Genomic DNA, 25,075 nt, shown 5'->3' with positions numbered 1-25,075 from the left:
GTTCCCTTGTCTTTGCCGAGCACCCGAGGAGGGTGGGCAGTACGCCTGCGCCTATGAATGCCAAGAGCCTGTTTCGCGGTCCCTGGATGTGGATCGTCCTCATCGCCCTCGGGGTGATCCTGGCGCTGCGTCTCTCGGGGTCGGGGGACAGCCACAGCGAGATCAAGACCGCCACCCTCGTCGGCTACCTCGACGAGGGCCAGGTCCAGGAGATCACCTTCGTCGAAGGTGACCAGGAGATCCGCGCCACCCTGGACGACGACACCGAGGTCCGCGCCAAGTGGCTCGGCGACCAGGGCAGCCGCCTGGTCCAGCAGGCCGAACGAGAGGTCCGCGCCAAGGAGCTCGGCTCCTACAACGTCGAGGTCCCGCAGACGTCGGTGCTGACCCAGTTCCTGCTCGGCTTCCTGCCGATCCTGCTGTTCATCGGCCTGTTCATCTACATCCTGATGCGCTTCCAGGGTGGTGGCGGCGGCGTCATGAAGTTCGCCAAGTCCAAGGCCAAGCTGATGACCAAGGACACCCCGCAGACGACGTTCACCGACGTGGCGGGCTGCGACGAGGCGATCGAGGAGCTCGGCGAGATCAAGGAGTTCCTGCAGGAGCCGGCCAAGTTCCAGGCCGTCGGCGCGAAGATCCCCAAGGGGGTGCTGCTGTACGGCCCGCCCGGCACCGGCAAGACGTTGCTGGCCCGTGCCGTCGCCGGTGAGGCCGGCGTCCCGTTCTACTCCATCTCCGGCTCGGACTTCGTCGAGATGTTCGTCGGCGTGGGCGCGAGCCGCGTGCGTGACCTGTTCGAGCAGGCCAAGGAGAACGCCCCGGCCATCGTCTTCATCGACGAGATCGACGCCGTCGGACGCCACCGCGGCACCGGCATGGGCGGTGGGCACGACGAGCGGGAGCAGACCCTCAACCAGCTGCTCGTGGAGATGGACGGCTTCGACGTACGCGGCGGGGTCATCCTCATCGCGGCGACGAACCGTCCCGACGTCCTCGATCCGGCTTTGCTGCGCCCGGGCCGGTTCGACCGCCAGATCGGCGTCGAGGCCCCGGACCTCAAGGGCCGCGAGACGATCCTGTCCGTCCACGCTCGTGGCAAGCCGATCGGGCCCGACGTCGACATGGTGAGCGTCGCGCGGCGCACGCCGGGGTTCAGCGGCGCCGATCTCGCCAACGTCCTCAACGAGGCTGCACTGCTCACCGCGCGCAACAGCGCCAAGGTCATCGACGACGCCGCGCTGGACGAGGCGATCGACAGGGTCATGGCGGGGCCGCAGAAGCGCACGATGCTGATGAACGAGCGGGAGCGGCTGGTGACGGCCTACCACGAGGGCGGCCACGCCCTCGTCGCCGCGGCACTGCCGCAGAGCGACCCTGTCCACAAGATCACGATCCTGCCGCGCGGCCGTGCGCTCGGCTACACGATGGTGCTGCCCGAGGAGGACAAGTACAGCCAGACGCGGGCCGAGCTGCAGGACAAGCTCGCCTACATGCTGGGTGGTCGTGCCGCTGAGGAGCTCGTCTTCCACAACCCGACGACCGGCGCCGGCAACGACATCGAGAAGGCCACCAACCTGGCTCGCGCCATGGTGACCCAGTACGGCATGAGCGAGCGGCTGGGTGCCGTGAAGCTCGGCGAGGACAACTCCCAGCCGTTCCTGGGCCGCGACATCGGGCACAGTCGCAACTACTCCGAGGCGGTCGCGTCGGCCGTCGACGAGGAGATCGCGGCATTCATCCTGCGCGCCCACCAGGAGGCCTTCGACATCCTGGAGGAGAACCGCGACGTCCTCGACTCCCTCGTGGTGGAGCTGATGGAGGTGGAGACGCTGGACAAGGGCGAGGTCGCCCGCATCTTCGAGCCGCTGCGTCGGCGCGAGGTGCGTCCCGCGTGGACCGGGTCGCAGACCAGGTCGCCCTCCCCGGTGCCCCCCGTCGACGTCCCCGAGAGTGCCCGGACGAGGGCCCAGGAGCCGGTGGGTCTCACGATCGGCCCGGACGCCGGCCCCGACGCCCCGGCTCCCCAGGCCGACCCGGCCCCCGAGCCACCGTCGCCCGACACCGGCGGCGGTGACCCCGGATCCGGCTCGCCCGGCACTCCGCCGGATGACCCCACGAGCGATCCCAGGCCGTGAGAACAAGCCCATGAGCGTCGACCTGCCGCGTGCCGAGGCAGCCATCAGGGAACTCCTCCTCGCCGTGGGGGAGGATCCCGATCGTGATGGGCTCAGGGACACCCCGGCCCGCGTGGCCCGCTCCTACGCCGAGCTCCTGGCCGGGATGGACCAGGACGCCCACGAGGTGCTCTCGGCGACGTTCGACGTCGGCCACGACGAGCTCGTCCTCGTCAAGGACATCGAGCTGTGGTCGTTGTGCGAGCACCACCTCGTGCCGTTCACGGGCGTCGCGCACGTGGGGTACATCCCTCGCGAGGAGGGCCACGTCACCGGCTTGTCCAAGCTGGCCCGGCTGGTCGACGTCTTCGCCCGACGTCCCCAGGTCCAGGAGCGGCTCACCACCCAGATCGCCGACGCGCTCATCGAGGTGCTCCAGCCGCGCGGCGTGATCGTCGTCATCGAGGCCGAGCACCTGTGCATGACGATGCGAGGCGTGCGCAAGGGCGGCGCGAGCACCATCACCAGTGCGGTGCGTGGCCAGCTGCGGGACCCGGCGACGCGCGCCGAGGCGATGGGGCTCATCACCGCCGGTCGGAGCCGGCCGTGAGCTCCACGGCGACGCTGCTGCGGCCGATCGGACGCTGCCGGGTCATGGGCGTCGTCAACGTCACGCCGGACTCCTTCTCCGACGGTGGTCTCTGGATCGACCCGGGTGCTGCGGCCGAGCACGGTCTCGAGCTCGCGGAGCAGGGTGCGGACCTGGTCGACGTCGGCGGGGAGTCGACCCGGCCCGGCGCCATGCGCATCGACGCCGAGCAGGAGCGCGAGCGCGTGCTGCCAGTGGTCCGCAGGCTCGCGGGTCAGGGCGTCGACGTCTCGGTCGACACCATGCGGGCCGACGTCGCGGCCGCCGCGCTGGACGCCGGAGCGGTGCTGGTCAACGACGTCTCGGGCGGCCGGGCGGATCCCGAGATGATCCCCCTGGTGGCGCGCACGGGTGCCCCGGTGGTGCTCATGCACTGGCGCGGCCACGCTGATCGCATGCAGGACCTCACGCAGTACGACGACGTCGTCGGCGACGTCGTGCGAGAGCTGCGGGCCCAGGTGGACGCGGCGCTCGAGGCCGGGATCGCGCCCGAGCACGTCGTCGTCGACCCCGGCCTGGGGTTCTCCAAGACCGGCGAGCAGAACTGGACGGTCCTGGCCGGCCTGGACACGTTCGCGAGCCTGGGTCACCCGTTGCTCGTCGCGGCCAGTCGCAAGCGCTTCCTGGGCGAGCTGCTCGGGGACGACGACGGTCACCGCCCCGTGACCGCCCGAGAGGACGCCACCGCAGCCCTCACGACCCTGGCTGCCGCTGCAGGCGCCTGGTGCGTCCGGGTGCACGACCCGCTGCGCTCCGTCGATGCGGTGCGCGTCGTCGCCCGCCTCGCGCAGGAGATCCGCAGCACCCCGGAGGGCTTGCCATGAGCGACGTCCTCGCCAGCCACCGCGCGTTCTACGACGCCGTCGAGACCGGCGACCTGGAGCTCATGGAGTCGTTGTGGGCAGACGCCCCCAGCACGACGTGCGTCCACCCGGGCGCCGAGCCGCTCATCGGCACCGATGCCGTCCTGCGGTCCTGGGTGCTGCTCATGGCCAACGTCGACTACATCCAGTTCTTCCTCACCGATGTCGCGGTGAGCGTGCTGCCGGGGACGCCGCGAGGCCCCGAAGGTACCGGTGAGGGGGACGTCGCGGTGGTCACCTGCACCGAGAACATCCTCTCCGGAGAGGGCACGGAGTCGGCCGACTCCTTCTCCGGCGGCAAGGCGGTCTGCACGAGCGTCCTGGTGCGGGCGGGTGCGGACGAGCCGTGGAGGTTCTGGTCGCGGCACGCCTCCCCGGTGCTCGAGGCCGTCGACGTCGTCGAGGAGGACGAGGCGCCATGATCCCGACAGGACTGGACCGCATCGACCTGCGCGGCATCCGGGCGCGCGGGAACCACGGCGTCTTCGACCACGAGCGCCGCGACGGCCAGGAGTTCGTCGTCGACGTCGCCGTCGGCCTGGACCTCACCGGTGCGGGTGAGAACGACGCGCTGGAGGCCACCGTCGACTACGGCGTGCTCTCCCAGCAGATCCACGACGTCATCGTCGGGGAGCCGGTGGACCTCGTTGAGTCCCTCGCCCTCCGTATGGTGGACTTGTGCCTGTCGCACCCGCCCGTGCAGTGGGCGAGCGTGACCGTGCACAAGCCAGAAGCCCCCATCACCGTGACGTTCCAGGACGTCAGCGTGACCATAGAGCGGAGCAAGCAGTGACCGAATCGCCCACGCCGTACGTGCTGGACGCGGACACGATGACCGGTGGCATGCGCCCGATCCGCCAGGCGGTCATCGCCATCGGGTCGAACCTCGGTGAGCGGCTCAACCGGCTCCAAGGCGCCGTCGCGGCCCTCGAGGACACCCCCGAGGTCACGATCGTCGCGGTCTCCTCGGTCTATGAGACCGAGGCCGTCGGCGGCCCGGACGACGCCGAGTCGTTCCTCAACGCCGTCGTGCTGATCGACACCACGCTGACGGTCCACACGCTGCTGGACCGCGCCCTCGCCATCGAGGACGCATTCGGCCGCGAGCGCTCCGAGCCGAACGCTCCCCGCACGCTCGACGTCGACCTCATCGTCGTGGGCGACCGGCTCGCCGACGACGAGACGCTCCAGCTCCCGCACCCGCGCGCCCACGAGCGCGGCTTCGTGCTCGTCCCCTGGCTGGAGATCGACCCCGAGGGCGAGATCCCGGGCCAGGGCTTCGTGGCAGACCTCATCGGCGGTGTCGACACCACGGGTGTCACGCGTCGGGGGGACCTCGAGATCATGCTCTGACCTCATGTCCTGAGAGGACTCTCGTGAAGAACGTCCGGCACACCACGGCACTGCAGGTGGCGGGCGTCACGGGCATCGGGCTCCTGGTCGGCAGCTCGGTGCGTGCGGTCACGACCCGGCTCGACGTCGTTCCGCCTCGTCCCGGCTGGGTCGCCGCGCTCGCCCTGGCCGGCCTCGCCTTCGGCCTGGCCTCCGTCGCCCGCGGCACGTGGCGCAACCTGCGCGACGACAAGCGGCAGATGTCCAGCGAGCTGGGCATCCGGTTGCTCGCTCTCGCCAAGGCGGGCATCACCGCGGGCGCCCTGTTCCTGGGTGCCTACGGCGGCTTCGCGCTGTCCTACCTGGAGGACCTCGACACCGCGCTGGGCCGTGAGCGGGTCCTGCAGTCAGGAGCGGCCGGGCTCGCGAGCATCGCCGTCATCGCGGCGGGACTGTGGCTCGAGCGGTCGCTACGACTGCCCGAGGACGACGATCCTCCGCCCGGCGCCTCCCGCACGACCTGACCCGCTGAGCGTGACGTCGCTGAGTGTGACGTCGTGGCCCCGAATCGGGCAGATCTGGGTCGGAGACTGGGGGTACCTCCCGCGAGCTCTGCGAGCGGGGGACACACTCAGCAGGTCAGTGCCTCGAATCCTGGTGCACTCCGGGGTCGGGGAGCAAGGTGTCGCGCAGCGTCTCCAGCCCGATGCTGCCGTGCGCCAGGGCCCGACGGTGGAACTCCCGAAGGTCGGTCCCGTGCCGGGCGACCCACGCGTCGCGCAGCTGCTCCCAGATGCGCTGGCCGACCTTGTAGGACGGGGCCTGGCCGGCCCAGCCGAGATAGCGCAGCACCTCGAAGCGCACGAACGGGGCGTTCATCGAGACGTGCCGCCCCATGAACTCGAAGGCGCGCTCGCCGGTCCACGGGCCGTCGCCGTCGGGGTGCGGCTTGCCGAGGTGGACGCCGATGTCCAGCACGACGCGAGCCGCGCGCATGCGCTGTCCGTCCAGCATGCCCAGGCGGTCCGCCGGGTCGTCGAGGTAGCCGAGGTCGGCCATCAGCCGCTCCGCGTACAGGGCCCAGCCCTCACCGTGACCGGAGTTCCAGTTGAGCGCGCGCCATGCGTTGAGGCCGGCGTCGGGGTGGATCGCCGTCCCCAGCTGGAGGTGGTGGCCCGGCACGCCCTCGTGGTAGACGGTCGTGAGCTCGCGCCACGTGTCGAACCGCGTGATGCCCTCCGGGACGCTCCACCACATCCGACCGGGGCGGGAGAAGTCCTCGCTCGGCGCCGTGTAGTAGATGCCGCCCTCCTGCGTGGGCGCGATGCAGCACTCGAGGCGCCGCAGCTCCTCGGGGATGTCGAACGTTCCGGACAGCTCGGCGATGGCGCGGTCGCTCGTCTCCTGCATCCACCGCTGGAGTGCCTCGGTCCCGTGCAGCGCGTGGGTGTCGGCGGCATCGAGCGCCGCGATGGCGCCGGCGACCCCGGCCCCGGGGGCGATCTGCTCGGCGACGGCCTCCTGCTCGGCCACCATGCGGGCGAGCTCGTCCAGACCCCACTCATAGGTCTCGTCCAGGTCCACGGTCGCGCCGATGAACCCGCGCGACGCCAAGGCGTAGTGGTCGCGTCCCACGGCGTCCTCGGTGCGTGCCGCCGGAGCCACCTCGGTGAGCAGGACGTCGACGAGGTGAGCGTGGGCCTCGCGGGCGAGCGTGGCTCCTCGGCTGAGGTCGCGTCGCAGCGACGCCGGCCGGCCGTCGGCGCGGGCCACGAGCGAGGCAAAGAAGGACGTGTCACCGGTGAGGCGGCGTGCCTGCTCGGCCACCTCCTGCACCTGCCGGATCGCCGGCGTGTCCCCGGCGGACACGCCTGAGCGCAGGGAGGTGACGTAGCCGTCCATCGCGGCCGGCAGGTTGGCCAGCCGCGTCGCGACGGCCTGCCAGTGCTCGTCGGTGTCGGTGGGCATGAGGTCGAAGATGTCGCGCATGTGCTGCGGAGGTGACGCGATGACGTTGAGGTCGCGTCGCCAGAGCCCTGCATCGTGCTGCTCGACGGCCAGCCCCAGCACGCGCAGGAGCTCGCTGCGGGTCACGGCGTCGTCGGGATCGACCGCCGACGTCGCGTCGACCCGCGCCAGCATCGACTGCGCGGCTCCGGCCGCGGCGGAGTGACCGTCGGGGGAGAAGTCGGAGTACTCCCCCTCGCGTCCGGGCCGTCCGAGCTCGACGTGCAGCTCCGGACCGAGCTCCAGCATCGTCTCGATCCACTGGTCGCTCAGGCGGTCCAGCTCCGTCGGTTCGCTCCCCATGCTTCGACCCTACGCGCGGAGTGTGAGGTGAGGCACTCGGCGTCCTGCGGGGTGCGCGGTCGAGATACAGTGAAGACGTCACATTGTCTGGTACCCGCTCGCGGGACTGGAACGAGAGGCAACCACCATGCAGCGTCCCACCGTGGGCGTCGTCGGAGCCGGCCGCGTCGGCACCGTCATCGGCGCCCGACTGCGTTCCGCCGGCCATCACATCGTCGGGGTGAGCTCCCGTTCGACCTCCTCGCGACTGCGGGCCGCGACCATGCTGCCCGGTGTCGACGTGCTCTCCCCGGCGCAGGTCGCGGCGACGTGCGACGTGCTCGTGCTGGCCGTCCCCGACGACGCTCTCGTCGCAGTTGCCGAGGAGCTCGCTGGCGCCGGTGCCGTGCGTCCGGGGACCGTCGTGGCACACACCAGTGGTCGTCACGGCCTCGGGGCACTGGAGGCGCTCACCCGGCAGGGCGCACGCCCCGTGGCGCTGCACCCGGCCATGACGTTCACCGGGGGCCCCGCCGACCTGGACCGCACGTGCGTCTGGGGGCTCACGGCCGGCGACGGCGAGCGTGACGTCGTCGCCGACCTGGTCCGCACCCTCGGTGGGACGGCCCTGTGGGTCGACGAGGACGACCGCGCGCAGTACCACGCAGCCCTCGCCCACGGCGCCAACCACCTGGTGACGCTCGTCTCCCAGTCGCTGGAGCTGCTGCGTGGCGTCGGTGGACCGACCACGGGCGAGCAGGCCGCCGACGTCCTGCGCCCCCTTCTCGAGGCCGCCCTGGCCAACGTGCTCGAGCTCGGCGACGCAGCGCTCACCGGACCGGTGGCCCGCGGGGACGTCACCACCGTCCGGGCGCACGTCGAGGCCCTCACCACCGCCCCGCGCGCGACGCGGGACTCCTACGTCGCCCTGGCCCGGGCCACTGCGGAGCGGGCCGAGGCCGACGGCCGTCTCGACGCGTCGACGGCCGACGCCGTGCGTGAGGCCACGGCGACCGAGGCGCCCGTCGGCCGGGCAGGGTCCGCTCCCCAGACGGCCCCCCAGACGGCCCCCCAGACGGCCCAGGGCTGACGTGCCGGTCGTCGTCCGCACGTCCGCCGATCTCGCCGCGCTCCGCAGCGGGGGGACCGTGGCGCTCGTGCCCACCATGGGAGCCCTGCACGACGGCCACGTGCAGCTCATGAAGCACGCACGGGCGCTCGCGGACACCCTCGTGGCCTCCATCTTCGTGAATCCCACGCAGTTCGCCCCCGGCGAGGACTTCGACGCCTACCCCCGCACGATGGACGCCGACCTCGAGCGGTGCGACGAGGCCGGGGTGGACGTCGTCCTCGCGCCGGACGTCGAGACCGTGTATCCCGCCGGACCGGGCGCCACGGTCACCGTCGACCCGGGCCCGCTCGGTCAGGTGCTCGAGGGTGAGCGGCGACCGACGCACTTCCGCGGCGTGCTGACGGTCGTGGCCAAGCTGTTCGGGCTCGTCAGGCCCGACGTCGCGGTCTTCGGCGAGAAGGACTACCAGCAGCTGGTCCTGATCCGGCAGATGGCGAGCGAGCTCCATCTGGGCGTGCAGGTGGAGGGCTGCCCGATCGTCCGCGAGGCCGACGGCCTGGCCATGAGCTCGCGCAACGTCTACCTCGGCCCCGAGGAGCGGCAGCGTGCAGCGGTGCTGTCGCGAGCCCTGTCCGCTGGCGTGGCCGCAGCCCCGGACGGCGTCGAGGCCGTCCTGACTGCTGCCCGCGCCGTGCTCGACGCCGACGGTGTCGCCCCCGACTACCTCACCCTCACCGACTCCGACCTCGGTGCACCCGTGCCGGGGCAGGAGGCCAGGCTGCTCGTCGCCGCGCGCGTCGGCACTCCGCGTCTCCTTGACAACGTCGGCCTCGTCCCGCACCCCGTCGACCCCCACCCTCTCGAGAACCGTCCCGCCGGCGAAGGAGCCTGACCATGCTGCGCACCATGATGACGTCCAAGATCCACCGAGCGACCGTCACCCAGGCGGACCTGCACTACGTCGGGTCCGTGACTGTCGACGAGGACCTGCTCGATGCCGCGAACCTGCTGCCCGGCGAGCTCGTGCACATCGTCGACATCGACAACGGCGCTCGCCTGCAGACCTACACGATCGCTGGCGAGCGCGGCTCTGGCGTCATCGGGATCAACGGTGCCGCCGCCCGACTCGTGCACCCCGGCGACCTCGTCATCCTCATCGCCTACGGCCAGATGGCCGATGAGGAGGCTCGCGAGTTCTCGCCGCGGGTCGTCTTCGTGGACCGTCACAACACCATCATCGGCTCGGGGTCTGACCCGGCCGAGGTGCTGCCGGGCATGGCGCAGGAGTCCGACCTCGTGCGCGGGGACCTCACGGTGAACCCGCTGGCCGTGACCGGGCCGTGAGCCTCCTGACGCTCGATGTCGGCAACAGCCGGTCGGTGATCGGGGTGTTCGAGGGCGAGAAGCTCCTCGAGCACTGGACGGTCTCCTCCGATCCGGCGAGGACCGCGGACGAGTGGTACCTGCTGGCGCTCGGGTTCGTGCGATCCGCCGAGCTCGGGGTCGTCGATGCGGTGGCCATGTGCTGCACCGTCCCGTCGATCCAGCTGGAGCTGCGCGCCATGCTGGAGCGCTACTTCAGCGGGGTCCCGGTCTCGGTCGTCGGCCCCGGGGTCAAGACCGGCGTGGCCATCCACACCGACAACCCTCGTGAGGTCGGTGCCGATCGGATCGTCAACGCGCTCGCGGCGGCCGAGCTCTACGGCGGCCCGGCGATCGTGGTGGACATGAACGGCACGGCCACGATCTTCGACGTCGTCGACGAGCGGAATCGCTACCTCGGCGGAGCCATCGCCCCGGCCGTCGAGCTGTCACTGGACGCCCTCGCCCGCCGGGGTGCCCAGCTGCGGGCGGTCGAGCTGGCCGAGCCGCGCGACGTGATCGGCAAGAACACCGTGGAGGCGGTGCAGGCCGGAGCGGTCTTCGGCTTCGCGGGACTGGTCGACGGCATCGTCCACCGGGCCATCGCGTCGCTCGGAGTCGCGACGGAGGACGTCGCCGTCATCGCCACCGGGTCCTACGCCGACGTCATCCTCGACCACTGCTCCACCGTCACCGCCCGGGACCCATGGCTCACCCTCAGCGGTCTGCGCCTGGTCCACGAGAAGAACCACTGAGCATCGGGCGCTGACCGATCGGGCGCGAAGTCCAGCCGATCGGTGGATGCCGGGCGCGGACCGCGTGGCCGAGGCTGGGGACATGCCAGTCATCGAGGTGCGCGACCTGCGCAAGACCTACGGCTCCACCGTCGCGGTGGACCACCTGTCCCTGGACGTCGCCGAAGGTGAGGTGATCGGGGTCCTCGGACCGAACGGGTCCGGGAAGACGACGACCGTGGAGTGCATCGCCGGCCTGCGGCGCCCGGACGCGGGCTCCGTCCGGGTGGACGGGCTGGATCCCGTCGCCGACCGGCGCGCGTTGACGTCGTTCGTCGGTGTCCAGCTGCAGCAGGCAGGACTGCAGGCCAAGCTGACCGTCCGGGAGGCGCTCGCGCTGTACGCCTCGTTCCATGCCGCACCGGTCGACGGCGTCGCCCTGGCCGAGCGGCTCGGCATCGGTGCCAAGCTCGACGACCGCTACGACGACCTCTCCGGCGGCCAGAAGCAGCGCCTCGCCGTCGCCCTCGCGCTCGTGGGCCGCCCCCGCATCGCGTTGCTCGACGAGCTCACGACCGGCCTGGACCCGCGATCGCGCCGCGGCGTGTGGGAGGTCGTGGAGGAGGCGCGCGACGGTGGAGCGACGGTCGTCCTCGTCACGCACTTCATGGAGGAGGCCCAGCACCTGTGCGACCGGCTCGTCCTCATCTCCGAGGGCCGCATCGTCGCGGAGGGCACCCCGCGCGACATCATCGGCCAGACCGGGGCCCCCACGACCATGAGCTTCACGCCGTCCTCGCCGGTGCCCCCGGACGCACTCACCCTCATCGAGGGCGTCAGCGACGTGCGAGCCCGTGAGGGCGACAGGGTCGAGCTGAACCTCACCGATCCTGCGGTCCTGCAGGTCCTGGAGCTGCTGCGGGCGCGTGGCGTCGAGCCCACCCGGCTGCGGGTCGAGGACTCCACGCTCGACAACGCCTTCCTGGACCTCACCGCCACCGGCGAGCCCGAGGACGCCGCATCCCTGGACGACACAGAAGCCGAGGTGTCCTGATCATGACCTCCACCACCATCACCGTGCTGCGCACCGAGTTCCGGCTCTTCACGAGGGAACCGGCGGCCTTGTTCTGGATCGTCCTCTTCCCGCCGCTCCTGCTCGGCATCCTCGGCCTGATCCCCGACTTCCGCGAGGTCGACGAGGTCACCGGGGGCTCGGTGATCTCGCTGTACGTCTCGATCATGCCGCTGGTCGCCATGCTGTTCGCGGCGATCGCCACGATGCCGACGGTGGTGGCGGCGTACCGCGAGCAACGCGTGCTGCGCCGGCTGTCCACCACCCCGGCCCGGCCGCGAGACCTGCTCCTGGCCCAGTACGTCCTGCACGGGGTGGCGGCCCTGCTCGGCAGCGTCCTGGCCATCGTGGTGGCGGTCGTCGCCTTCGACGTCGACCTGCCGGAGAACCTGGCCGGCTTCACGCTCGTGATGCTGCTGGTGCTGGCGGCAAGCCTCGCGATCGGTGGGCTGATCAGCGGCCTGGCGCCCACTGCCAAGCTCGCCACGACCCTGGGTACGGTGCTGCTCTTCCCGCTCATGTTCACCGCTGGTCTCTGGCTCCCGGTGTCGGCGATGCCGGGCCTGCTCGCCGACATCGTCGCGTGGACGCCCTTCGGAGCCGCGGCTCTCGCCCTCGATGCCACGGCCCAGGGCGACTGGCCCTCCGTCACGCACGTGCTCGTGGTGGCCGCCTGGGCGGTCGTCACCGGCGCCGTCGCTGCGCGATACTTCCGGTGGGAGTGAGAGGAGCCGACCGGTGGGCGACAGCGTGACCGACGATTCCGGAGCCGTCGACGCGGGCGGGGCAGTCGCGACGTCGACCAGCCGGACGTGGGGCATCGTCCAGCGTCGCGGGCCCGTCGTCCTGCTCGCGCTCGCGCTCGCGCTCGGTGCCATCTCCGCGCCACTCTTCGGCGACTGGGGTCGATTCGCCTGGTGCGTGGCGCTGTCGGGCGCCGCACTGGTCCTGCACCTCCTGTGGGTCGAACGACGTTGGGGCCGCCCGATGAGTGGTGTCGGGGGCGCGCTCTACTTCAGCGTCCGTACAGCGATCGCCTTCGTGCTGGCCTGGCTGAACCCGTTCTTCGCGGTGTTCGCGACCGTCGGCTACTTCGACGCTGGCTCCTACGTTCCGCGACGCTGGATCGTCCCGGCGACCATCCCGGTCGCGATCACGATGGCCGGGTCTCAGTCCGGGGGCTTCCCGCCCCAGGACACCACCCAGGCCCTCGCCTTCGCCGGGTTGTTCGTGCTCAACGCCGGACTCGTCGCGCTGTTCGGGGCCATGACCCTGCAGGAGGAGGACGAGGCGGCCCGGCGCGACGCCACCATCGTCGAGCTCGAGCACGCCAACACCCGCCTGCAGGACGCCCTCGACGAGAACGCCCGGTTGCAGGAGGAGCTGCTCGTGCAGGCACGGGAGTCCGGCATCCACGAGGAGCGGGAGCGACTGGCCCTGGAGATCCACGACACCATCGCGCAGGGCCTCACCGGCATCGTCACCCAGCTGCAGGCGGCCGACGACGCTCCCGACGCCAGGGCAGCCCGTGCCCACCGTCGGCGTGCCGCGGACCTGGCCCGGTCCGCCCTCGGAGAAGCGCGACGGTCGGTGCAGGGGCTTGTGCCGTCGTCGCTGGAGGGGGCCGGTCTGGAACGTGCGCTGCAGATCGTCGTGGAGGACTTCGTGGCCGACCAGGAGACCCGTGCCGAGCTGCTGGTGACGGGTGACCCCGCCCTGCTGCACCAGCACGTGGAGGCGGCCGTCGTCCGCATCGCCCAGGAGGCCCTGACCAACGTCGCCAGGCATGCCGATGCGGGTCGCGTGGGCGTCACCGTCTCGTTTCTGGACGGTGAGCTCCTGCTCGACGTGCGCGACGACGGCTCCGGGTTCGACCCCTCGAACACTCGTCCGAACGGGACCAGCGGCTTCGGCATCCCGGGGATGAGCACGCGCGCCGCTCGGGTGGCCGGTGAGCTCGTCGTGGAGTCCGAGCCCGGGCAGGGAACGGCAGTTTCCCTCCGGGTCCCGGTCGTCTCGCCCGGCGGTGGCACATGAGCGGGCCGGTCAGGCTGCTGCTCGTCGACGACCACCCGGTGGTGCGCGACGGGCTGCGGGGAATGTGCGAGGCCTCGGACGACTTCCACGTCGTGGGCGAGGCGGCCGACGGCGTGGAGGCGGTGCGGCTGGTCGGCTCCCTCGATCCCGACGTCGTCCTGATGGACCTGCGGATGGCCGGCGGCAGCGGGGTGGAGGCGATCGCCGAGCTCGGTCGCCGCGGCGCCCGCGCGCACGTGCTGGTGCTCACGACCTACGACACCGACCGGGACATCATGGCCGCGCTCGACGCCGGTGCGACGGGCTACCTGCTCAAGGACGCCCCGAGGGACGAGCTGTTCTCGGCGATCAGGGCCGCGGCCGCGGGGGAGTCGGTGCTGTCGCCCGCGGTGGCGACGCGCGTCGTGTCCCGGGTGCGGTCGAGCTCCGATGCACTCAGCGGTCGCGAGCAGGAGATCCTCGCGCTCGTGGCCAAGGGCAGGTCCAACCGGGAGATCGCCGCCTCGCTCTTCGTCAGCGAGGCGACGGTCAAGACGCACCTCGCCCACGCCTACGACAAGCTCGGCGTGAAGGACCGAGCCGCCGCGGTGGCCGTGGCCTACGAGCGGGGCCTCCTGGGCCGAGGGTGACTCGTGATCGGTGTCTGATCGGCCGAGAACCGGGCGACGTCGGTCAGGGCGATCGGCCGGCTCAGACCTCCAGGTCGGCCGCTAGGCGGTCGAGCGTGCGACGGATGTTGCGGGCCTGGAACTCGTGGAAGAGCCTCCCGCCCGTCACGATGCGGTCGAATCGTGCTGCCCGGGCGTCGGACCAGTGCCGGTTGTCCCGCCAGGTCTCGGTGACCCGGGTGCCGCCCTCGACCGGCTCGAAGGTGTACTCCCAGGAGGCGATGGCGGCCGGCACCAGGAAGCGGCCCACCCCGATGCGCCGGACGTCGAAGGTGAAGCGGCGCCCGGGCTCGGAGGCCGTGACGACGCACTGGGTGGACCAGCGCGCCCGGCCGCGCTTGTTCTGTCCGACGAACACCGTGCCGACGGGCGCAGGGCCGCCGGCCGTCGCGATGGTGGCACCGCGGTTCTCCGGGCTCCACCGTCCCATCTGGGAGGGGTCGGCCACCTCCGCGAAGACGACCTCCGGCTCCGCGGCGACGATCACGTCGTCGCTGACCTGCATCGGACGTTCGTTGCGCTGGCTCACGGAGCGAGTCTGCCGTACTCGGCCACCCGGGAAGCCCTCGCGAGTCACTCCGGCGGCCCCGCGAGTCACTCCCACCCGACCGCGAGTCGGTCCGACTGACTCACGACGGCTCGGGAGTGACTCGCGAGCGTCAGGGGCGGGTGGCCTCGAGAGCGGCGATGAGCGTCCGTGCGTCGAACTGCCCCTCGTGGCGGATGCCGTTGACGAAGAACGTGGGTGTGCCGCTGACGTCCATCAGGTCGGCGTCGTCGAGGTCGTCCCGGACGCGCCGGTCGACGCGCTCGGAGTCCATGTCCTCCTCGAAGCGGTCGAGGTCCAGCCCCAGCTCGTCGGCGTAGCGCAACAGGTCGAGCCGCTCCAGCTGATCCTGGTGGGCCCACAGCACCGCGACGTAGTCGAACAGGCGGTCCTGCAGGTACGCGGCCTCGGCCGCCTTGGCGGCGAGCTCTGAGTGCGGGTGCACGCCCTCCAGCGGGAGGTGCCGCCAGCCCCACACCAGCTCGTCGCCGAAGTGTGCGCGCACCTCGTCGATGGAGCCCGTGGCCCGGCTGCAGAAGGAGCACTCGAAGTCGCCGTACTCCACGAGGACGAGCGGAGCGTCGCCTCGTCCCTTGAAGTGGTCGCGCGAGGGGTCGAACGGTCGCAGCAGGGTCCTGCCAGGCGGCGTGACAGGACGTCGGCGGTCGAGTGCCGACAGGACCAGCCAGCCGATGGCGAACGACAGCACGGAGGCCGCCAGCACGCCGACCCGCGCCTCGTCCTGGGCGGCCGGATCGTCGATCGCGATGCCGACGATGAGCAGGGAGATGGTGAAGCCGATGCCCGAGAGCGCCGCACCGCCGGCGACCCGCCCGATGGTGAGCCCCGGGGCGAGGACCCCCACCCCGCTGCGCTGCACGGCGATCGTGGCCAGCGTGATGCCCACGACCTTGCCGCCGGCCAGCCCGGCGATGATGCCCCAGGTCAGCGAGGACGCAGCCGCGCGCTCCAGGGTCTCGGCGTCGAGGACGACGCCGGCGTTGGCCAGCGCGAAGACGGGCAGGATGGCGAACGCGATGTAGGGGGCGAAGGACTGCTGCAGCCGTTCGTTGATGGAGATCGACTCGCGCAGCTGGCGCCCGGCCGCGGCGGCGTAGCGCGGGTTGGGGGACTGCCGGAAGACGCGCGTGAGCTCGACGACGCGCTCGACGTCGCCCCGTCGAGGCTCGGCCACCGGGATGATCAGCGCCACGGCGACGCCCGCCAGCGTGGCGTGGACGCCCGCCTCGTGCAGCCCGAACCACACGACGACCGCGAGACCGGCGTACAGGGGCCCGCGGCCGTACGGCAGCATCCGGACCAGCGCGATGAGGACCAGGGCCGCGAGGGCGACCATGAGCGGCGTGACCCGCAGGTCGTCGGTGTAGAAGATCGCGATGGCACCGAGGGCGCCGATGTCGTCGACGACGGCGAGCGTCAGCAGGAAGATGCGCAGCCGTGAGGGGTGGGCCGGGCGGATGACCGCGAGCGCGCCGACGAGGAACGCGGTGTCCGTGGAGATGACGACGCCCCAGGCCTGGGCCTGTCCGGAGTCACGCGCGACCAGCAGGAAGATCAGGGCGGGGACCACGAGGCCGGCCACGGCGGCGGCTGCGGGCACCACCGCCCGCGACCGGTCCGTCAGCTCCCCGATGGTCAGCTCACGCTTGACCTCCAGTCCCACGGCGAAGAAGAAGAACGCCATCAGCGCGTCGTTGACCAGGTGGTAGAGGTCGAGGCCCATGCTCCAGTCGCCGACGCCGATGCGGGTCTCGGTGGCCCAGAACGCGTCGTAGCCGGACCCCAGGTTGGCCCACAGGATGGCGGCGAGGGTGGCGGCGAGCAGCAGCAACGCTCCGGCCTGCTCGGTCTCGGCGCCCGCGAGCGCTCCTCGCAGCCGCCCGCGACGGATTCCCTGGTCGTCCACGGCAGCATCCTCGCGTAGGTCGGTGTGCGGCGGAAGGCCGTCCAGGAGGACCAACCGTGTGGGGGACCGCGAATATTCCGGTCAGGTCCGCAACGGGTGTTGTCATCGTCAGTCCACAGCGCGGCGGGCCGTTCCTTGGTCGCGGCACACCGATACGGCACTGGTGGCGACGCCGCTCGGCAGGGTTGGAAGAATGGTGACGTGACCACCGAGCGCGAGACCCCCGAGGACGACCTGCCCGAGCAGCTGCGCATCCGTCGGGAGAAGCGTCAGCAGATCATCGACTCCGGTGCGGAGCCGTACCCGGTCGAGGTCGGTCGGACCCACACCCTGCGAGCCGTCGTCGACGCCTACGACGCCGAGGCGCTCGGCCCGGACCACCACAGCGGTGACGTCGTCACGGTGGCCGGTCGCGTCATCTTCCGTCGCGGGCAGGGCAAGCTCGTCTTCGTCGCCCTGCGCGAGGGCGACGGCACGACGCTGCAGGCGATGGTCTCGCTCGACGGCGTCGGGCAGGAGTCCCTGGAGGCCCTGAAGGCGCAGGTCGACATCGGCGACCACCTGGCGGTCACCGGCGAGGTCATCACCTCACGGCGCGGCGAGCTCAGCGTCCTCGCGTCCTCGTGGCAGCTCGCCGCCAAGACGCTGCGCCCGCTGCCCAACGAGCACAACCCGCTCTCCGACGAGGCCCGTGCCCGGCTGCGCTACGTCGACCTCATCGTCCGGCCGCAGGCGCGGGAGAACGTCCGCGTCAAGGCCAAGGTCCTGCAGTCCCTGCGACGCACGCTGGACGAGCGCGACTACGTCGAGGTCGAGACGCCCGTCCTGCAGCACACCAACGGCGGCGCCGCGGCCCGTCCGTTCAGCACCCACGTCAACGCGTTCGACGAGGGTGCGCTGCTGCGCATCGCCATCGAGCTGCACCTCAAGCGAGCCCTCGTCGGTGGCATCGACCGGGTCTACGAGATCGGCAAGACCTTCCGCAACGAGGGCGTCGACAACACCCACAACCCCGAGTTCATGATGCTGGAGGTCTACGAGGCCTACGGCTCCTACGACACGATGGCCGACCTCGTCCGCGACCTCGTCCTCGACGCCGCGCGCGCCGTCGGCAGGACGGTGGTGCCCGGCCGCGACGGGACGGACATCGACCTGGAGCAGCCGTGGCGCCGAGCGACGGTGCACGAGCTGGTGAGCGAGGCCGTGGGCACGACGGTCACCGTCGACACGCCGCTCTCCGAGCTGACGGCTCTGGCCGAGCGTCACGACGTCGCGCTCCGTGACCACTGGGCCGAGGGCGAGGTGGTGCTGGAGCTGTTCGAGAAGCTCGTCGAGCACACCCTGCTGGCGCCGACCTTCGTGTGCGACTACCCGGAGGCGGTGCGGCCACTGGCGAAGAAGCACCGCACGACGCCCGGGCTGGTGGAGGCGTGGGACCTCATCATCAACGGAGTCGAGCTGGCGCCGGCCTACTCCGAGCTCAACGACCCGGTCGTCCAGCGCGAGCGGCTGGAGGAGCAGGCTCGCCTCGCAGCGGCGGGCGACCCCGAGGCCATGGACGTCGACGAGGACTTCCTGCGAGCGCTGGAGTTCGGCATGCCCCCCGCGGGCGGCATGGGCCTGGGAGTGGACCGGCTCGTCATGCTGCTGCAGGGCATCGGCATCCGCGAGGCGATCCTCTTCCCGCTCAGCCGCCGCGAGGCCTGAGCGACGCCGGCAGACGTCGCGCGGCCGCAGAGGGCCAGATCCCCCCGCCCCGCCCCTTCGCCCCCGCGCCCCTCGCCCCCGCGGGCGGTGACCTGGTCGTGGAATGGCGTGTCAGAAGACCACCTGCTCACCGCCCCGGTCCCGGTAGGACCACCGACTCACCGCCCCGGTCCCGTTAGGACCACTGACTCACCGCCCTTCGTGACGGCCGACGCAAGGACGAGTGAGCCTTCGGCTCTTGGGTACGTTCGCAGCATGACGCCGACGATGTTCCGAGCACAGCAGCAGGGCACGCGGCCCCTGGCCTGGGCGGTGCTCGCGGCCTCGGTCCTGCAGGTGGTGGCACCCGTCGTCACCATCAACGGCCCGGGCAGCTCGCCGGGCGGAGGGTCGGGGCCCGAGCTGCTGATCACCCCGGTCGGGTGGGCGTTCTCCATCTGGGGCGTCATCTACACGCTCGCCATCGCACAGGCGGTGGCCGTGCTGGTGCGCGGGACCGAGGGCGTCCCGCGTCGGCTCCAGGTCGCCCAGCTCGCGCTCTACCTGGGCGGTGCGCTCTGGATCGTGCTGGCCGCCCTGGACAGCAGCACGTCCACGGCTGCGGCGCTCTTGCTCATGCTGCTGGCTGCCGTCGTCGGCGTCCTGACCGTGGGGAGGACACCGATGGCGCGGGACTGGTTCGCCTCCCTCACCCGCGGCGCCGTCGGCCTCTACGCCGGCTGGGTGACCGCCGCGTTCTTCCTCAACGTCTCGACCGCCCTGGTCGACCTCGGTGCCGTCGAGGCCAGCGACCTCCCGTGGCAGGTCGCCGTGCTCGTGGTGGCCGTCGTGGTCCTGCTCGTCCTGACCGTCGCCGCGCGGGGCGTCCCCGCCTTCGCCGCTGCGGGGACGTGGGCGCTCGTCGGCATCACGGTCACGGGCGCGACCAACGGCACCACGACGGTGGTCGTCGTCGCGTCGATCTCGGCGGTCGTCCTGGTCGGCTCCGCAGCCACCCTGAACCTGTCGGGACGACGCCCGGCGGCGGCATCGACCTGACGGTCGCATTACGCCCAGGGTGAACACCGGAACAGCACAGGGTGCCGTCCAGTTGGATCAGATGTGGGCGCCGCGAGTGCAACGACCGCCCCGCATCTAGACTGAAGAGAACACACCCGATCAAGGGGGCCCCATGTTCGAGAGGTTCACCGACCGCGCCCGGCGCGTCGTCGTGCTCGCCCAAGAAGAGGCGCGCATGCTCAGCCACAACTACATCGGCACCGAGCACATCCTCCTCGGCCTGATCCACGAGGGCGAGGGCGTCGCTGCGAAGGCGCTCGAGAGCCTGGACATCTCCCTGGAGGCCGTCCGCGGCCAGGTCGAGGACATCATCGGCCAGGGCCAGCAGGCGCCCAGCGGGCACATCCCGTTCACGCCGCGCGCCAAGAAGGTCCTCGAGCTCAGCCTGCGCGAGGCGCTGCAGCTCGGCCACAACTACATCGGCACCGAGCACATCCTGCTCGGCCTGATCCGCGAGGGCGAGGGCGTCGCCGCCCAGGTGCTCGTCAAGCTCGGCGCGGACCTGAACCGCGTGCGCCAGCAGGTCATCCAGCTGGTCAGCGGCTTCCAGGGCAAGGAGGCCGAGACCTCCGGTGCGCCTGCGGAGAGCCAGCCCAGCACGTCGGCCGTCCTGGACCAGTTCGGCCGCAACCTCACCCAGGCCGCACGCGAGGGCAAGCTCGACCCGGTCATCGGCCGCGAGGCGCAGATCGAACGGGTCATGCAGGTCCTGAGCCGACGCACCAAGAACAACCCCGTGCTCATCGGCGAGCCCGGCGTCGGCAAGACGACCGTGGTGGAGGGCCTGGCCCAGGACATCGTCAAGGGCGACGTCCCCGAGACGCTCAAGGACAAGCACATCTACACGCTCGACCTCGGCGCGCTCGTGGCCGGCTCGCGCTACCGCGGCGACTTCGAGGAGCGCCTGAAGAAGGTCCTCAAGGAGATCCGCACCCGCGGCGACATCGTCCTGTTCATCGACGAGATCCACACCCTGGTGGGTGCGGGTGCCGCCGAGGGCGCGATCGACGCCGCCAGCATCCTCAAGCCGATGCTGGCCCGCGGCGAGCTGCAGACCATCGGTGCCACGACGCTCGATGAGTACCGCAAGCACTTCGAGAAGGACGCCGCCCTCGAGCGCCGCTTCCAGCCCATCCAGGTGCCCGAGCCCTCGATCGCCCACACGATCGAGATGCTCAAGGGCCTGCGCGACCGCTACGAGGCGCACCACCGCGTCACGATCACCGACGACGCCCTGGTCGCCGCGGCGACGCTCGCCGATCGCTACGTCTCGGACCGCTTCCTGCCGGACAAGGCCATCGACCTCGTCGACGAGGCCGGCTCCAGGCTGCGCATCCGACGGATGACGGCTCCGCCGGACCTCAAGGAGTTCGACGAGAAGATCGCCGACGTCCGCCGCCGCAAGGAGGGTGCCATCGACGCGCAGGACTTCGAGGCCGCCGCCTCGCTGCGCGACGAGGAGAAGAAGCTCATCCTGGCCAAGGCCGAGCGTGAGAAGCAGTGGCGCGCCGGCGACATGGACGTCGTGGCCGTCGTGGACGAGGAGCTCATCGCCGAGGTCCTCGCCCTGGCCACCGGCATCCCGATCGTCAAGCTCAGCGAGGAGGAGTCCGGCCGCCTGCTCAACATGGAGGCCGAGCTCAGCAAGCGGGTCATCGGTCAGAACGAGGCCATCAAGGCGCTCAGCCGGGCCATCCGGCGCACGCGCGCCGGCCTGAAGGATCCGCGCCGTCCCGGCGGGTCGTTCATCTTCGCCGGCCCGTCCGGCGTCGGCAAGACGTGGCTCTCCAAGACTCTCGCCAACTTCCTGTTCGGCGAGGACGACGCGCTCATCCAGCTCGACATGAGCGAGTACAGCGAGAAGCACACTGTCTCGCGGCTGTTCGGCTCTCCTCCCGGCTACGTCGGCTACGAGGAGGGCGGCCAGCTCACCGAGAAGGTGCGGCGCAAGCCCTTCAGCGTCGTGCTGTTCGACGAGATCGAGAAGGCCCACCCCGACATCTTCAACTCCCTGTTGCAGATCCTGGAGGAAGGTCGGCTCACCGACGCCCAGGGCCGGGTGATCGACTTCAAGAACACCGTCATCATCATGACGACCAACCTCGGCACCCGGGACATCTCCAAGGGCGTCAACCTCGGCTTCAGCCAGGCCGACGACGTCGCGGGGTCCTACGAGAAGATGAAGGCCAAGGTCTCCGAGGACCTCAAGCAGCACTTCCGCCCGGAGTTCCTCAACCGTGTCGACGAGATCGTGGTGTTCCCGCCGCTCACGCAGGACGAGATCGTCGAGATGGTCGACCTGATGATCAGCTCGCTGGAGTCCCGCCTCAAGGACAAGGACATGGGCATCGAGCTCACGCCCGCGGCCAAGGGACTGCTCGCCAAGCGTGGCTTCGACCCCGTGCTCGGTGCACGCCCGCTGCGGCGCACCGTCCAGCGCGAGATCGAGGACACGCTGGCCGAGAAGATGCTCTTCGGCGAGGTTCGCCCCGGCGAGATCGTGCTCGTGGACGTCGAGGGCGAGGGCAAGGAGGCGTACTTCACCTTCAAGGGCACGCCCAAGGCCGACCTCGAGCTCACCGAGGGCACCGACCCGCTCGCGGTCGAGGCAGGCTCAGGCGAGTAGCTCGCCGACCATGACGAGGCCGGGACCCGACATCGGGTCCCGGCCTCGTCACGTCTGTGGTTCGATCACCTGGTGAAGAAGAACCTGCTGCTCGCCGTCGCCGCTGCCCTCGTGGTGCTCGGAGCCCTGTCCATCGTGCTGCAGCCGGGCCCGCCGGAGTCGGAGTGCGTCCCTGACGACGTCCCGTCCTCGGGCTTCGTGGACGAGGAGAAGGACTGCAACATCTCCCAGGAGAGCTGGGAGGAGATCTCCGAGCACAACAGCTCGCCCAAGCCATTCCGGATCGTCGGCGCGCTGCTGGTGCTAGCCGGCTTGGTGACCGCCGTCGTCGCCCTGGTCGTGGGGCGACGACGTGGCACGGAGCCCGGCACGCCCGGTCCCTGAGACCGTGTCGCCGCCGGGTCCGGCGGCGTCGATCCCTCGAGCGTGGACCACGCCGGTACTACGATCGGGCCGTGACGAGGGTCGCCCGTGCGGTGAGCGAGTTCTGGACCCGGCGCAGCACGGTGGGCATCGTGCTGGCCCTCGTGGCGTACCAGCAGTCCCTCACGCCGTCGTTGCTGCCGCGCTCGTGGGTCTGGCAGGGCGTCATCAGTGGTGTCAGCGTGCTGGTGGTCTACCTCCTCGGGTGCCTGCCGGGTCGTCTGCTGCGGGCCACCGGCGTCCTGGGGCCGCTGCATCGTGACCGGCTCGTCAAGGTCAGGCGGGTCACCGGATGGGTCGGGGTCGCGGCCGTGCCGGTCCTGCTGCTGCTGAGCCTGCCCGGTCGGCAGGCCGAGTGGCAGACGCTCGGCTACGACGACACGGACCGGTTCCTGTACGCCGGGGTGGTCGTGGTGGTGCTCGGGGTCCTCGTCGCGGGTGCCCTGCTGACCTGGGGCTGTCGCCTGGTGTACGGGCGGATCTTCTGGGGCGTCTCGCGGCTGGTCCCGTGGTCGGTCGGGGGCGGGGTGAGCGTGGTGCTCACCGCGCTCGTCGTCACCCTGGCGGTCAACGAGGTGGCGTACTCACGGTTCATGGACGGCATCAACGCCACCCGCGAGAGCGCGGACGCGGACGTGGGTGATGACGAGCCCGCTGCGCCGACCTCGCCGCTGCTCTCCGGCGGGGAGGACTCGGCGCTGAGCTGGTGGTCGCTCGGGCGCGAGGGTCGGCGGTTCATCGCCCGCGCTCCCGACCCGGCCGCCCTGGAGCGGTACGCAGGGACCGACGTCGCGGACCCCGTGCGGGTGTTCGTCGGCCGCGCCTCCGCGGACTCCTACACCGCCCGCGCCGACCTCGCGGTGCGCGAGCTGGAACGCACCGGCGGCTTCGACCGCGAGGTCCTCCTGCTGGTCACGCCCACCGGCACCGGCTGGGTCAACGAGCAGATCGTGCAGCCGGTGGAGTACTTCCATGCGGGAGACACGGCCACGGTGGCGATGCAGTACTCCCACCTGCCGAGCCCCGTCGCCTACCTGTCGGAGCAGACGGCCGCGGTCGAGAGCGCTGCTGCCCTGCTCACCGCCGTGTCCAGTCGCTTGGAGTCGATGCCCCGGGAGCGCCGACCGCAGCTGCTCGTCGCGGGGGAGAGCCTGGGGTCCTACGGCGGGACGGGCGCCTTCGCCAACCTCGACGACATGGTTCGTCGCACCGACGGGGCCGTCTGGGTGGGCACGCCCCCGATGTCGGACCTGCGGCGCGAGGCCGAGCGACGTCGCGAGCCGGGATCCCTGGAGATCCGGCCGACGGTCGCGACGCTGCCGGAGGTGGTCTTCGCCGGGCGGGACACCGAGCTGTCGGGCACGCCGGGGACGCATGCCTTCCTGCAGTACGCCGACGACCCCATCGTGTGGTGGGAGCCCTCGCTGGCGTGGAGCCGGCCGGACTGGCTGGAGGAGCCACTGGACCCCCGCGTGAAGTCCACGCTCTCCTGGCGACCGGTCACCACCTTCCTGCAGGTGAGTGCCGACCAGGCCGTCGGCACGGCCTTCGGGGAGGGGCTGGGCCACCGGTACGGGACGCTGCCCCTGGTGGCCTGGCACGAGACGCTCGATCCGCCGGGCTGGGATGCTGCCCGCCTCGACGCCCTGCGAGAGCACCTCGATGCCCTCGCCGACGGCTTCCACTGACCGGCCGACGACCCCGGGAACGGCCCTACAGGGTGAACGTCCCGTCGCGGTGGACGGTGACCAGGCCCTCGTCGAGGAGGCCGTCGAGGCAGCGTTCCCGTTGGACCTCCTCGTCCCACGCCGCGTCGAGCGCGGCCTTGGGCAGCGGCCCGTCGGCCTCCCGCAGGACGGCCATGAGCCGGCCCCGGCACTGCCGATCGGTGCCCGCCCAGGCTTGGCCCCGACGTGGGGGGCCGTCGTGCTCGGGATACCCGGCTGCCCGCCACCGGCACGCCCACGCCACGGGGCACGCATCGCATCGTGGCGACCGGGCCGTGCAGACCAGGGCGCCGAGCTCCATCGTCCCGGCCGCCCAACGATGCGCGTCGTGGTCGGGAAGCACGGCCGTGGCGAGTTGCCGCTCGGCCGCCGTCACCGATCGCGCGGGATGCTGCACGCCTTCCAACACGCGGGCCAGCACCCGGCGGACGTTGGTGTCCATGACGACGTGCCGCTGGCCGAACGCGAAGGAGGCGACGGCTGCGGCGGTGTACTCGCCCACGCCGGGCAGGGCCAGCAGCTCCGCGTGGTCGTCGGGGACGCGTCCGCCGTGGTCCTGCGTGATGGCGACGGCCGCCGCGTGCAGGCGCTGCGCGCGCCGCGGGTACCCCAGGCGCCCCCACGCACGCACGGCCTCGCCCGACGGCTCGGCCGCGAGGTCCGCCGGGGTGGGCCATCGCCGCATCCAGGCCTCGAACACCGGGAGCACCCGGGAGACGGGCGTCTGCTGCAGCATCAGCTCGGAGACCAGGACGGCCCAGGCATCGTCCACACCGCGCCAGGGCAGGTCGCGGGCGGACTGCTCGAACCAGGCCAGCACGTCCTCGTGCAGACGAGCGACGGTGTCGGTCGAGGGGGCGGTCATGG

At 71.4% G+C, this 25,075-nt stretch carries 24 protein-coding genes; 20 read left to right on the top strand and 4 right to left on the bottom strand.

The features are described 5' to 3' along the window. Positions 1 to 53 precede the first annotated feature (53 nt). Genes ftsH through ACHAAC_RS11525 form a run of 7 tightly spaced genes read left to right on the top strand, consistent with a single transcriptional unit; the run spans position 54 to position 5,482 of the window. Positions 54 to 2,135, top strand: coding sequence for an ATP-dependent zinc metalloprotease FtsH (gene ftsH / locus ACHAAC_RS11555; protein WP_435716377.1), 2,082 nt, complete (start codon positions 54 to 56; stop codon positions 2,133 to 2,135). A gap of 10 nt (positions 2,136 to 2,145) precedes the next feature. Then, complete coding sequence (folE, locus tag ACHAAC_RS11550) at positions 2,146 to 2,724, top strand: GTP cyclohydrolase I FolE (protein WP_435716376.1); 579 nt, start codon at positions 2,146 to 2,148, stop codon at positions 2,722 to 2,724. After that, a complete protein-coding gene (gene folP / locus ACHAAC_RS11545; RefSeq protein ID WP_435716375.1) occupies positions 2,721 to 3,587 on the top strand; it encodes a dihydropteroate synthase in 867 nt (288 codons plus the stop codon). The genes folE and folP overlap by 4 nt, the downstream gene beginning before the upstream one ends. Continuing rightward, a complete protein-coding gene (locus tag ACHAAC_RS11540) occupies positions 3,584 to 4,048 on the top strand; it encodes a nuclear transport factor 2 family protein (RefSeq protein WP_435716374.1) in 465 nt (154 codons plus the stop codon). Before folP ends, ACHAAC_RS11540 begins: the two co-directional genes overlap by 4 nt. Beyond that, a complete protein-coding gene (gene folB / locus ACHAAC_RS11535) occupies positions 4,045 to 4,419 on the top strand; it encodes a dihydroneopterin aldolase (protein WP_435716373.1) in 375 nt (124 codons plus the stop codon). Before ACHAAC_RS11540 ends, folB begins: the two co-directional genes overlap by 4 nt. Next, the gene (gene folK, locus ACHAAC_RS11530) at positions 4,416 to 4,979 is read left to right on the top strand and encodes a 2-amino-4-hydroxy-6-hydroxymethyldihydropteridine diphosphokinase (protein ID WP_435716372.1); all 564 of its coding nucleotides are present in this window, start codon (positions 4,416 to 4,418) and stop codon (positions 4,977 to 4,979) included. Before folB ends, folK begins: the two co-directional genes overlap by 4 nt. Before the next feature lie 23 nt (positions 4,980 to 5,002). Further along, a complete protein-coding gene (locus ACHAAC_RS11525) occupies positions 5,003 to 5,482 on the top strand; it encodes a DUF3180 domain-containing protein (RefSeq protein WP_435716371.1) in 480 nt (159 codons plus the stop codon). Positions 5,483 to 5,597: 115 nt separating this feature from the next. Here the strand turns inward: ACHAAC_RS11525 and ACHAAC_RS11520 are convergent, their stop codons facing one another. Then, on the bottom strand, positions 5,598 to 7,268 hold the full coding sequence (locus ACHAAC_RS11520) for a DUF885 domain-containing protein (protein WP_435716370.1): 1,671 nt from the start codon (positions 7,266 to 7,268) through the stop codon (positions 5,598 to 5,600). A gap of 127 nt (positions 7,269 to 7,395) precedes the next feature. Here ACHAAC_RS11520 and ACHAAC_RS11515 point away from each other — a divergent pair, with 127 nt between their 5' ends. The 8 genes from ACHAAC_RS11515 to ACHAAC_RS11480 all read left to right on the top strand — a co-directional run bounded on the left by ACHAAC_RS11515 (position 7,396) and on the right by ACHAAC_RS11480 (position 14,153). Beyond that, the gene (locus ACHAAC_RS11515; RefSeq protein WP_435716369.1) at positions 7,396 to 8,337 is read left to right on the top strand and encodes a Rossmann-like and DUF2520 domain-containing protein; all 942 of its coding nucleotides are present in this window, start codon (positions 7,396 to 7,398) and stop codon (positions 8,335 to 8,337) included. A gap of 1 nt (position 8,338) precedes the next feature. Then, complete coding sequence (gene panC / locus ACHAAC_RS11510) at positions 8,339 to 9,211, top strand: pantoate--beta-alanine ligase (RefSeq protein ID WP_435716368.1); 873 nt, start codon at positions 8,339 to 8,341, stop codon at positions 9,209 to 9,211. A gap of 2 nt (positions 9,212 to 9,213) precedes the next feature. Next, positions 9,214 to 9,663: an aspartate 1-decarboxylase gene (panD, locus tag ACHAAC_RS11505; RefSeq protein ID WP_435716367.1), complete on the top strand. Its 450-nt coding sequence runs from the start codon at positions 9,214 to 9,216 to the stop codon at positions 9,661 to 9,663. Further along, on the top strand, positions 9,660 to 10,436 hold the full coding sequence (locus ACHAAC_RS11500; protein WP_435716366.1) for a type III pantothenate kinase: 777 nt from the start codon (positions 9,660 to 9,662) through the stop codon (positions 10,434 to 10,436). Before panD ends, ACHAAC_RS11500 begins: the two co-directional genes overlap by 4 nt. Before the next feature lie 82 nt (positions 10,437 to 10,518). Continuing rightward, the gene (locus ACHAAC_RS11495) at positions 10,519 to 11,469 is read left to right on the top strand and encodes an ABC transporter ATP-binding protein (protein WP_435716365.1); all 951 of its coding nucleotides are present in this window, start codon (positions 10,519 to 10,521) and stop codon (positions 11,467 to 11,469) included. Between the two features lie 2 nt (positions 11,470 to 11,471). Beyond that, positions 11,472 to 12,212, top strand: a complete 741-nt coding sequence (locus tag ACHAAC_RS11490; RefSeq protein ID WP_435716364.1) for an ABC transporter permease — start codon at positions 11,472 to 11,474, stop codon at positions 12,210 to 12,212. A 13-nt stretch (positions 12,213 to 12,225) separates the two neighbouring features. Continuing rightward, positions 12,226 to 13,524: a sensor histidine kinase gene (locus ACHAAC_RS11485; protein ID WP_435716363.1), complete on the top strand. Its 1,299-nt coding sequence runs from the start codon at positions 12,226 to 12,228 to the stop codon at positions 13,522 to 13,524. Next, entirely contained in the window at positions 13,521 to 14,153 is a 633-nt protein-coding gene (locus ACHAAC_RS11480) for a response regulator (protein ID WP_435716362.1), read from the top strand. The genes ACHAAC_RS11485 and ACHAAC_RS11480 overlap by 4 nt, the downstream gene beginning before the upstream one ends. A 61-nt stretch (positions 14,154 to 14,214) precedes the next feature. On the opposite strand, the gene ACHAAC_RS11475 is transcribed toward ACHAAC_RS11480, so the two are convergent. Further along, positions 14,215 to 14,721, bottom strand: a complete 507-nt coding sequence (locus ACHAAC_RS11475) for an SRPBCC family protein (protein WP_435716361.1) — start codon at positions 14,719 to 14,721, stop codon at positions 14,215 to 14,217. Positions 14,722 to 14,851: 130 nt separating this feature from the next. Continuing rightward, positions 14,852 to 16,666: a Na+/H+ antiporter NhaA gene (gene nhaA / locus ACHAAC_RS11470; protein ID WP_435716360.1), complete on the bottom strand. Its 1,815-nt coding sequence runs from the start codon at positions 16,664 to 16,666 to the stop codon at positions 14,852 to 14,854. Between the two features lie 201 nt (positions 16,667 to 16,867). Between nhaA and lysS the strand changes: the two genes are divergently transcribed. From lysS to ACHAAC_RS11445, 5 genes are all read left to right on the top strand, one after another. Then, positions 16,868 to 18,373: a lysine--tRNA ligase gene (gene lysS, locus ACHAAC_RS11465; RefSeq protein WP_435716359.1), complete on the top strand. Its 1,506-nt coding sequence runs from the start codon at positions 16,868 to 16,870 to the stop codon at positions 18,371 to 18,373. Between the two features lie 255 nt (positions 18,374 to 18,628). Continuing rightward, on the top strand, positions 18,629 to 19,411 hold the full coding sequence (locus tag ACHAAC_RS11460) for a hypothetical protein (RefSeq protein WP_435716358.1): 783 nt from the start codon (positions 18,629 to 18,631) through the stop codon (positions 19,409 to 19,411). A 133-nt stretch (positions 19,412 to 19,544) separates the two neighbouring features. After that, on the top strand, positions 19,545 to 22,058 hold the full coding sequence (locus ACHAAC_RS11455; protein WP_435716357.1) for an ATP-dependent Clp protease ATP-binding subunit: 2,514 nt from the start codon (positions 19,545 to 19,547) through the stop codon (positions 22,056 to 22,058). 72 nt (positions 22,059 to 22,130) lie between these two features. Then, a complete protein-coding gene (locus ACHAAC_RS11450; RefSeq protein WP_435716356.1) occupies positions 22,131 to 22,442 on the top strand; it encodes a hypothetical protein in 312 nt (103 codons plus the stop codon). Positions 22,443 to 22,513: 71 nt separating this feature from the next. Continuing rightward, positions 22,514 to 24,169, top strand: coding sequence for an alpha/beta-hydrolase family protein (locus ACHAAC_RS11445; protein WP_435716355.1), 1,656 nt, complete (start codon positions 22,514 to 22,516; stop codon positions 24,167 to 24,169). Positions 24,170 to 24,194: 25 nt separating this feature from the next. Here the strand turns inward: ACHAAC_RS11445 and ACHAAC_RS11440 are convergent, their stop codons facing one another. Beyond that, positions 24,195 to 25,073, bottom strand: coding sequence for an A/G-specific adenine glycosylase (locus tag ACHAAC_RS11440; protein ID WP_435716354.1), 879 nt, complete (start codon positions 25,071 to 25,073; stop codon positions 24,195 to 24,197). Between the last annotated feature and the right edge of the window lie 2 nt (positions 25,074 to 25,075).

Source organism: Aeromicrobium sp. CF4.19 (assembly GCF_051262555.1).
Taxonomy (GTDB): domain Bacteria; phylum Actinomycetota; class Actinomycetes; order Propionibacteriales; family Nocardioidaceae; genus Aeromicrobium.
The sequence above is the reverse complement of the archived record's forward strand: the minus strand, read 5'-3'. Positions and strand labels throughout refer to the sequence as shown.

What these genes read in the sequence shown, in the direction of transcription:
- ACHAAC_RS11455 (WP_435716357.1), top strand. Translation starts at nt 19,545, where the DNA reads ATGTTCGAGAGGTTCACCGACCGCGCCCGGCGCGTCGTCGTGCTCGCC.
- folB (WP_435716373.1), top strand. Translation starts at nt 4,045, where the DNA reads ATGATCCCGACAGGACTGGACCGCATCGACCTGCGCGGCATCCGGGCG.
- ACHAAC_RS11460 (WP_435716358.1), top strand. Translation starts at nt 18,629, where the DNA reads ATGACGCCGACGATGTTCCGAGCACAGCAGCAGGGCACGCGGCCCCTG.
- ACHAAC_RS11490 (WP_435716364.1), top strand. Translation starts at nt 11,472, where the DNA reads ATGACCTCCACCACCATCACCGTGCTGCGCACCGAGTTCCGGCTCTTC.
- panD (WP_435716367.1), top strand. Translation starts at nt 9,214, where the DNA reads ATGCTGCGCACCATGATGACGTCCAAGATCCACCGAGCGACCGTCACC.
- ACHAAC_RS11520 (WP_435716370.1), bottom strand. Translation starts at nt 7,268, where the DNA reads ATGGGGAGCGAACCGACGGAGCTGGACCGCCTGAGCGACCAGTGGATC.
- ACHAAC_RS11480 (WP_435716362.1), top strand. Translation starts at nt 13,521, where the DNA reads ATGAGCGGGCCGGTCAGGCTGCTGCTCGTCGACGACCACCCGGTGGTG.
- folE (WP_435716376.1), top strand. Translation starts at nt 2,146, where the DNA reads ATGAGCGTCGACCTGCCGCGTGCCGAGGCAGCCATCAGGGAACTCCTC.
- ACHAAC_RS11440 (WP_435716354.1), bottom strand. Translation starts at nt 25,073, where the DNA reads ATGACCGCCCCCTCGACCGACACCGTCGCTCGTCTGCACGAGGACGTG.
- ACHAAC_RS11540 (WP_435716374.1), top strand. Translation starts at nt 3,584, where the DNA reads ATGAGCGACGTCCTCGCCAGCCACCGCGCGTTCTACGACGCCGTCGAG.
- ACHAAC_RS11495 (WP_435716365.1), top strand. Translation starts at nt 10,519, where the DNA reads ATGCCAGTCATCGAGGTGCGCGACCTGCGCAAGACCTACGGCTCCACC.
- ACHAAC_RS11515 (WP_435716369.1), top strand. Translation starts at nt 7,396, where the DNA reads ATGCAGCGTCCCACCGTGGGCGTCGTCGGAGCCGGCCGCGTCGGCACC.
- ftsH (WP_435716377.1), top strand. Translation starts at nt 54, where the DNA reads ATGAATGCCAAGAGCCTGTTTCGCGGTCCCTGGATGTGGATCGTCCTC.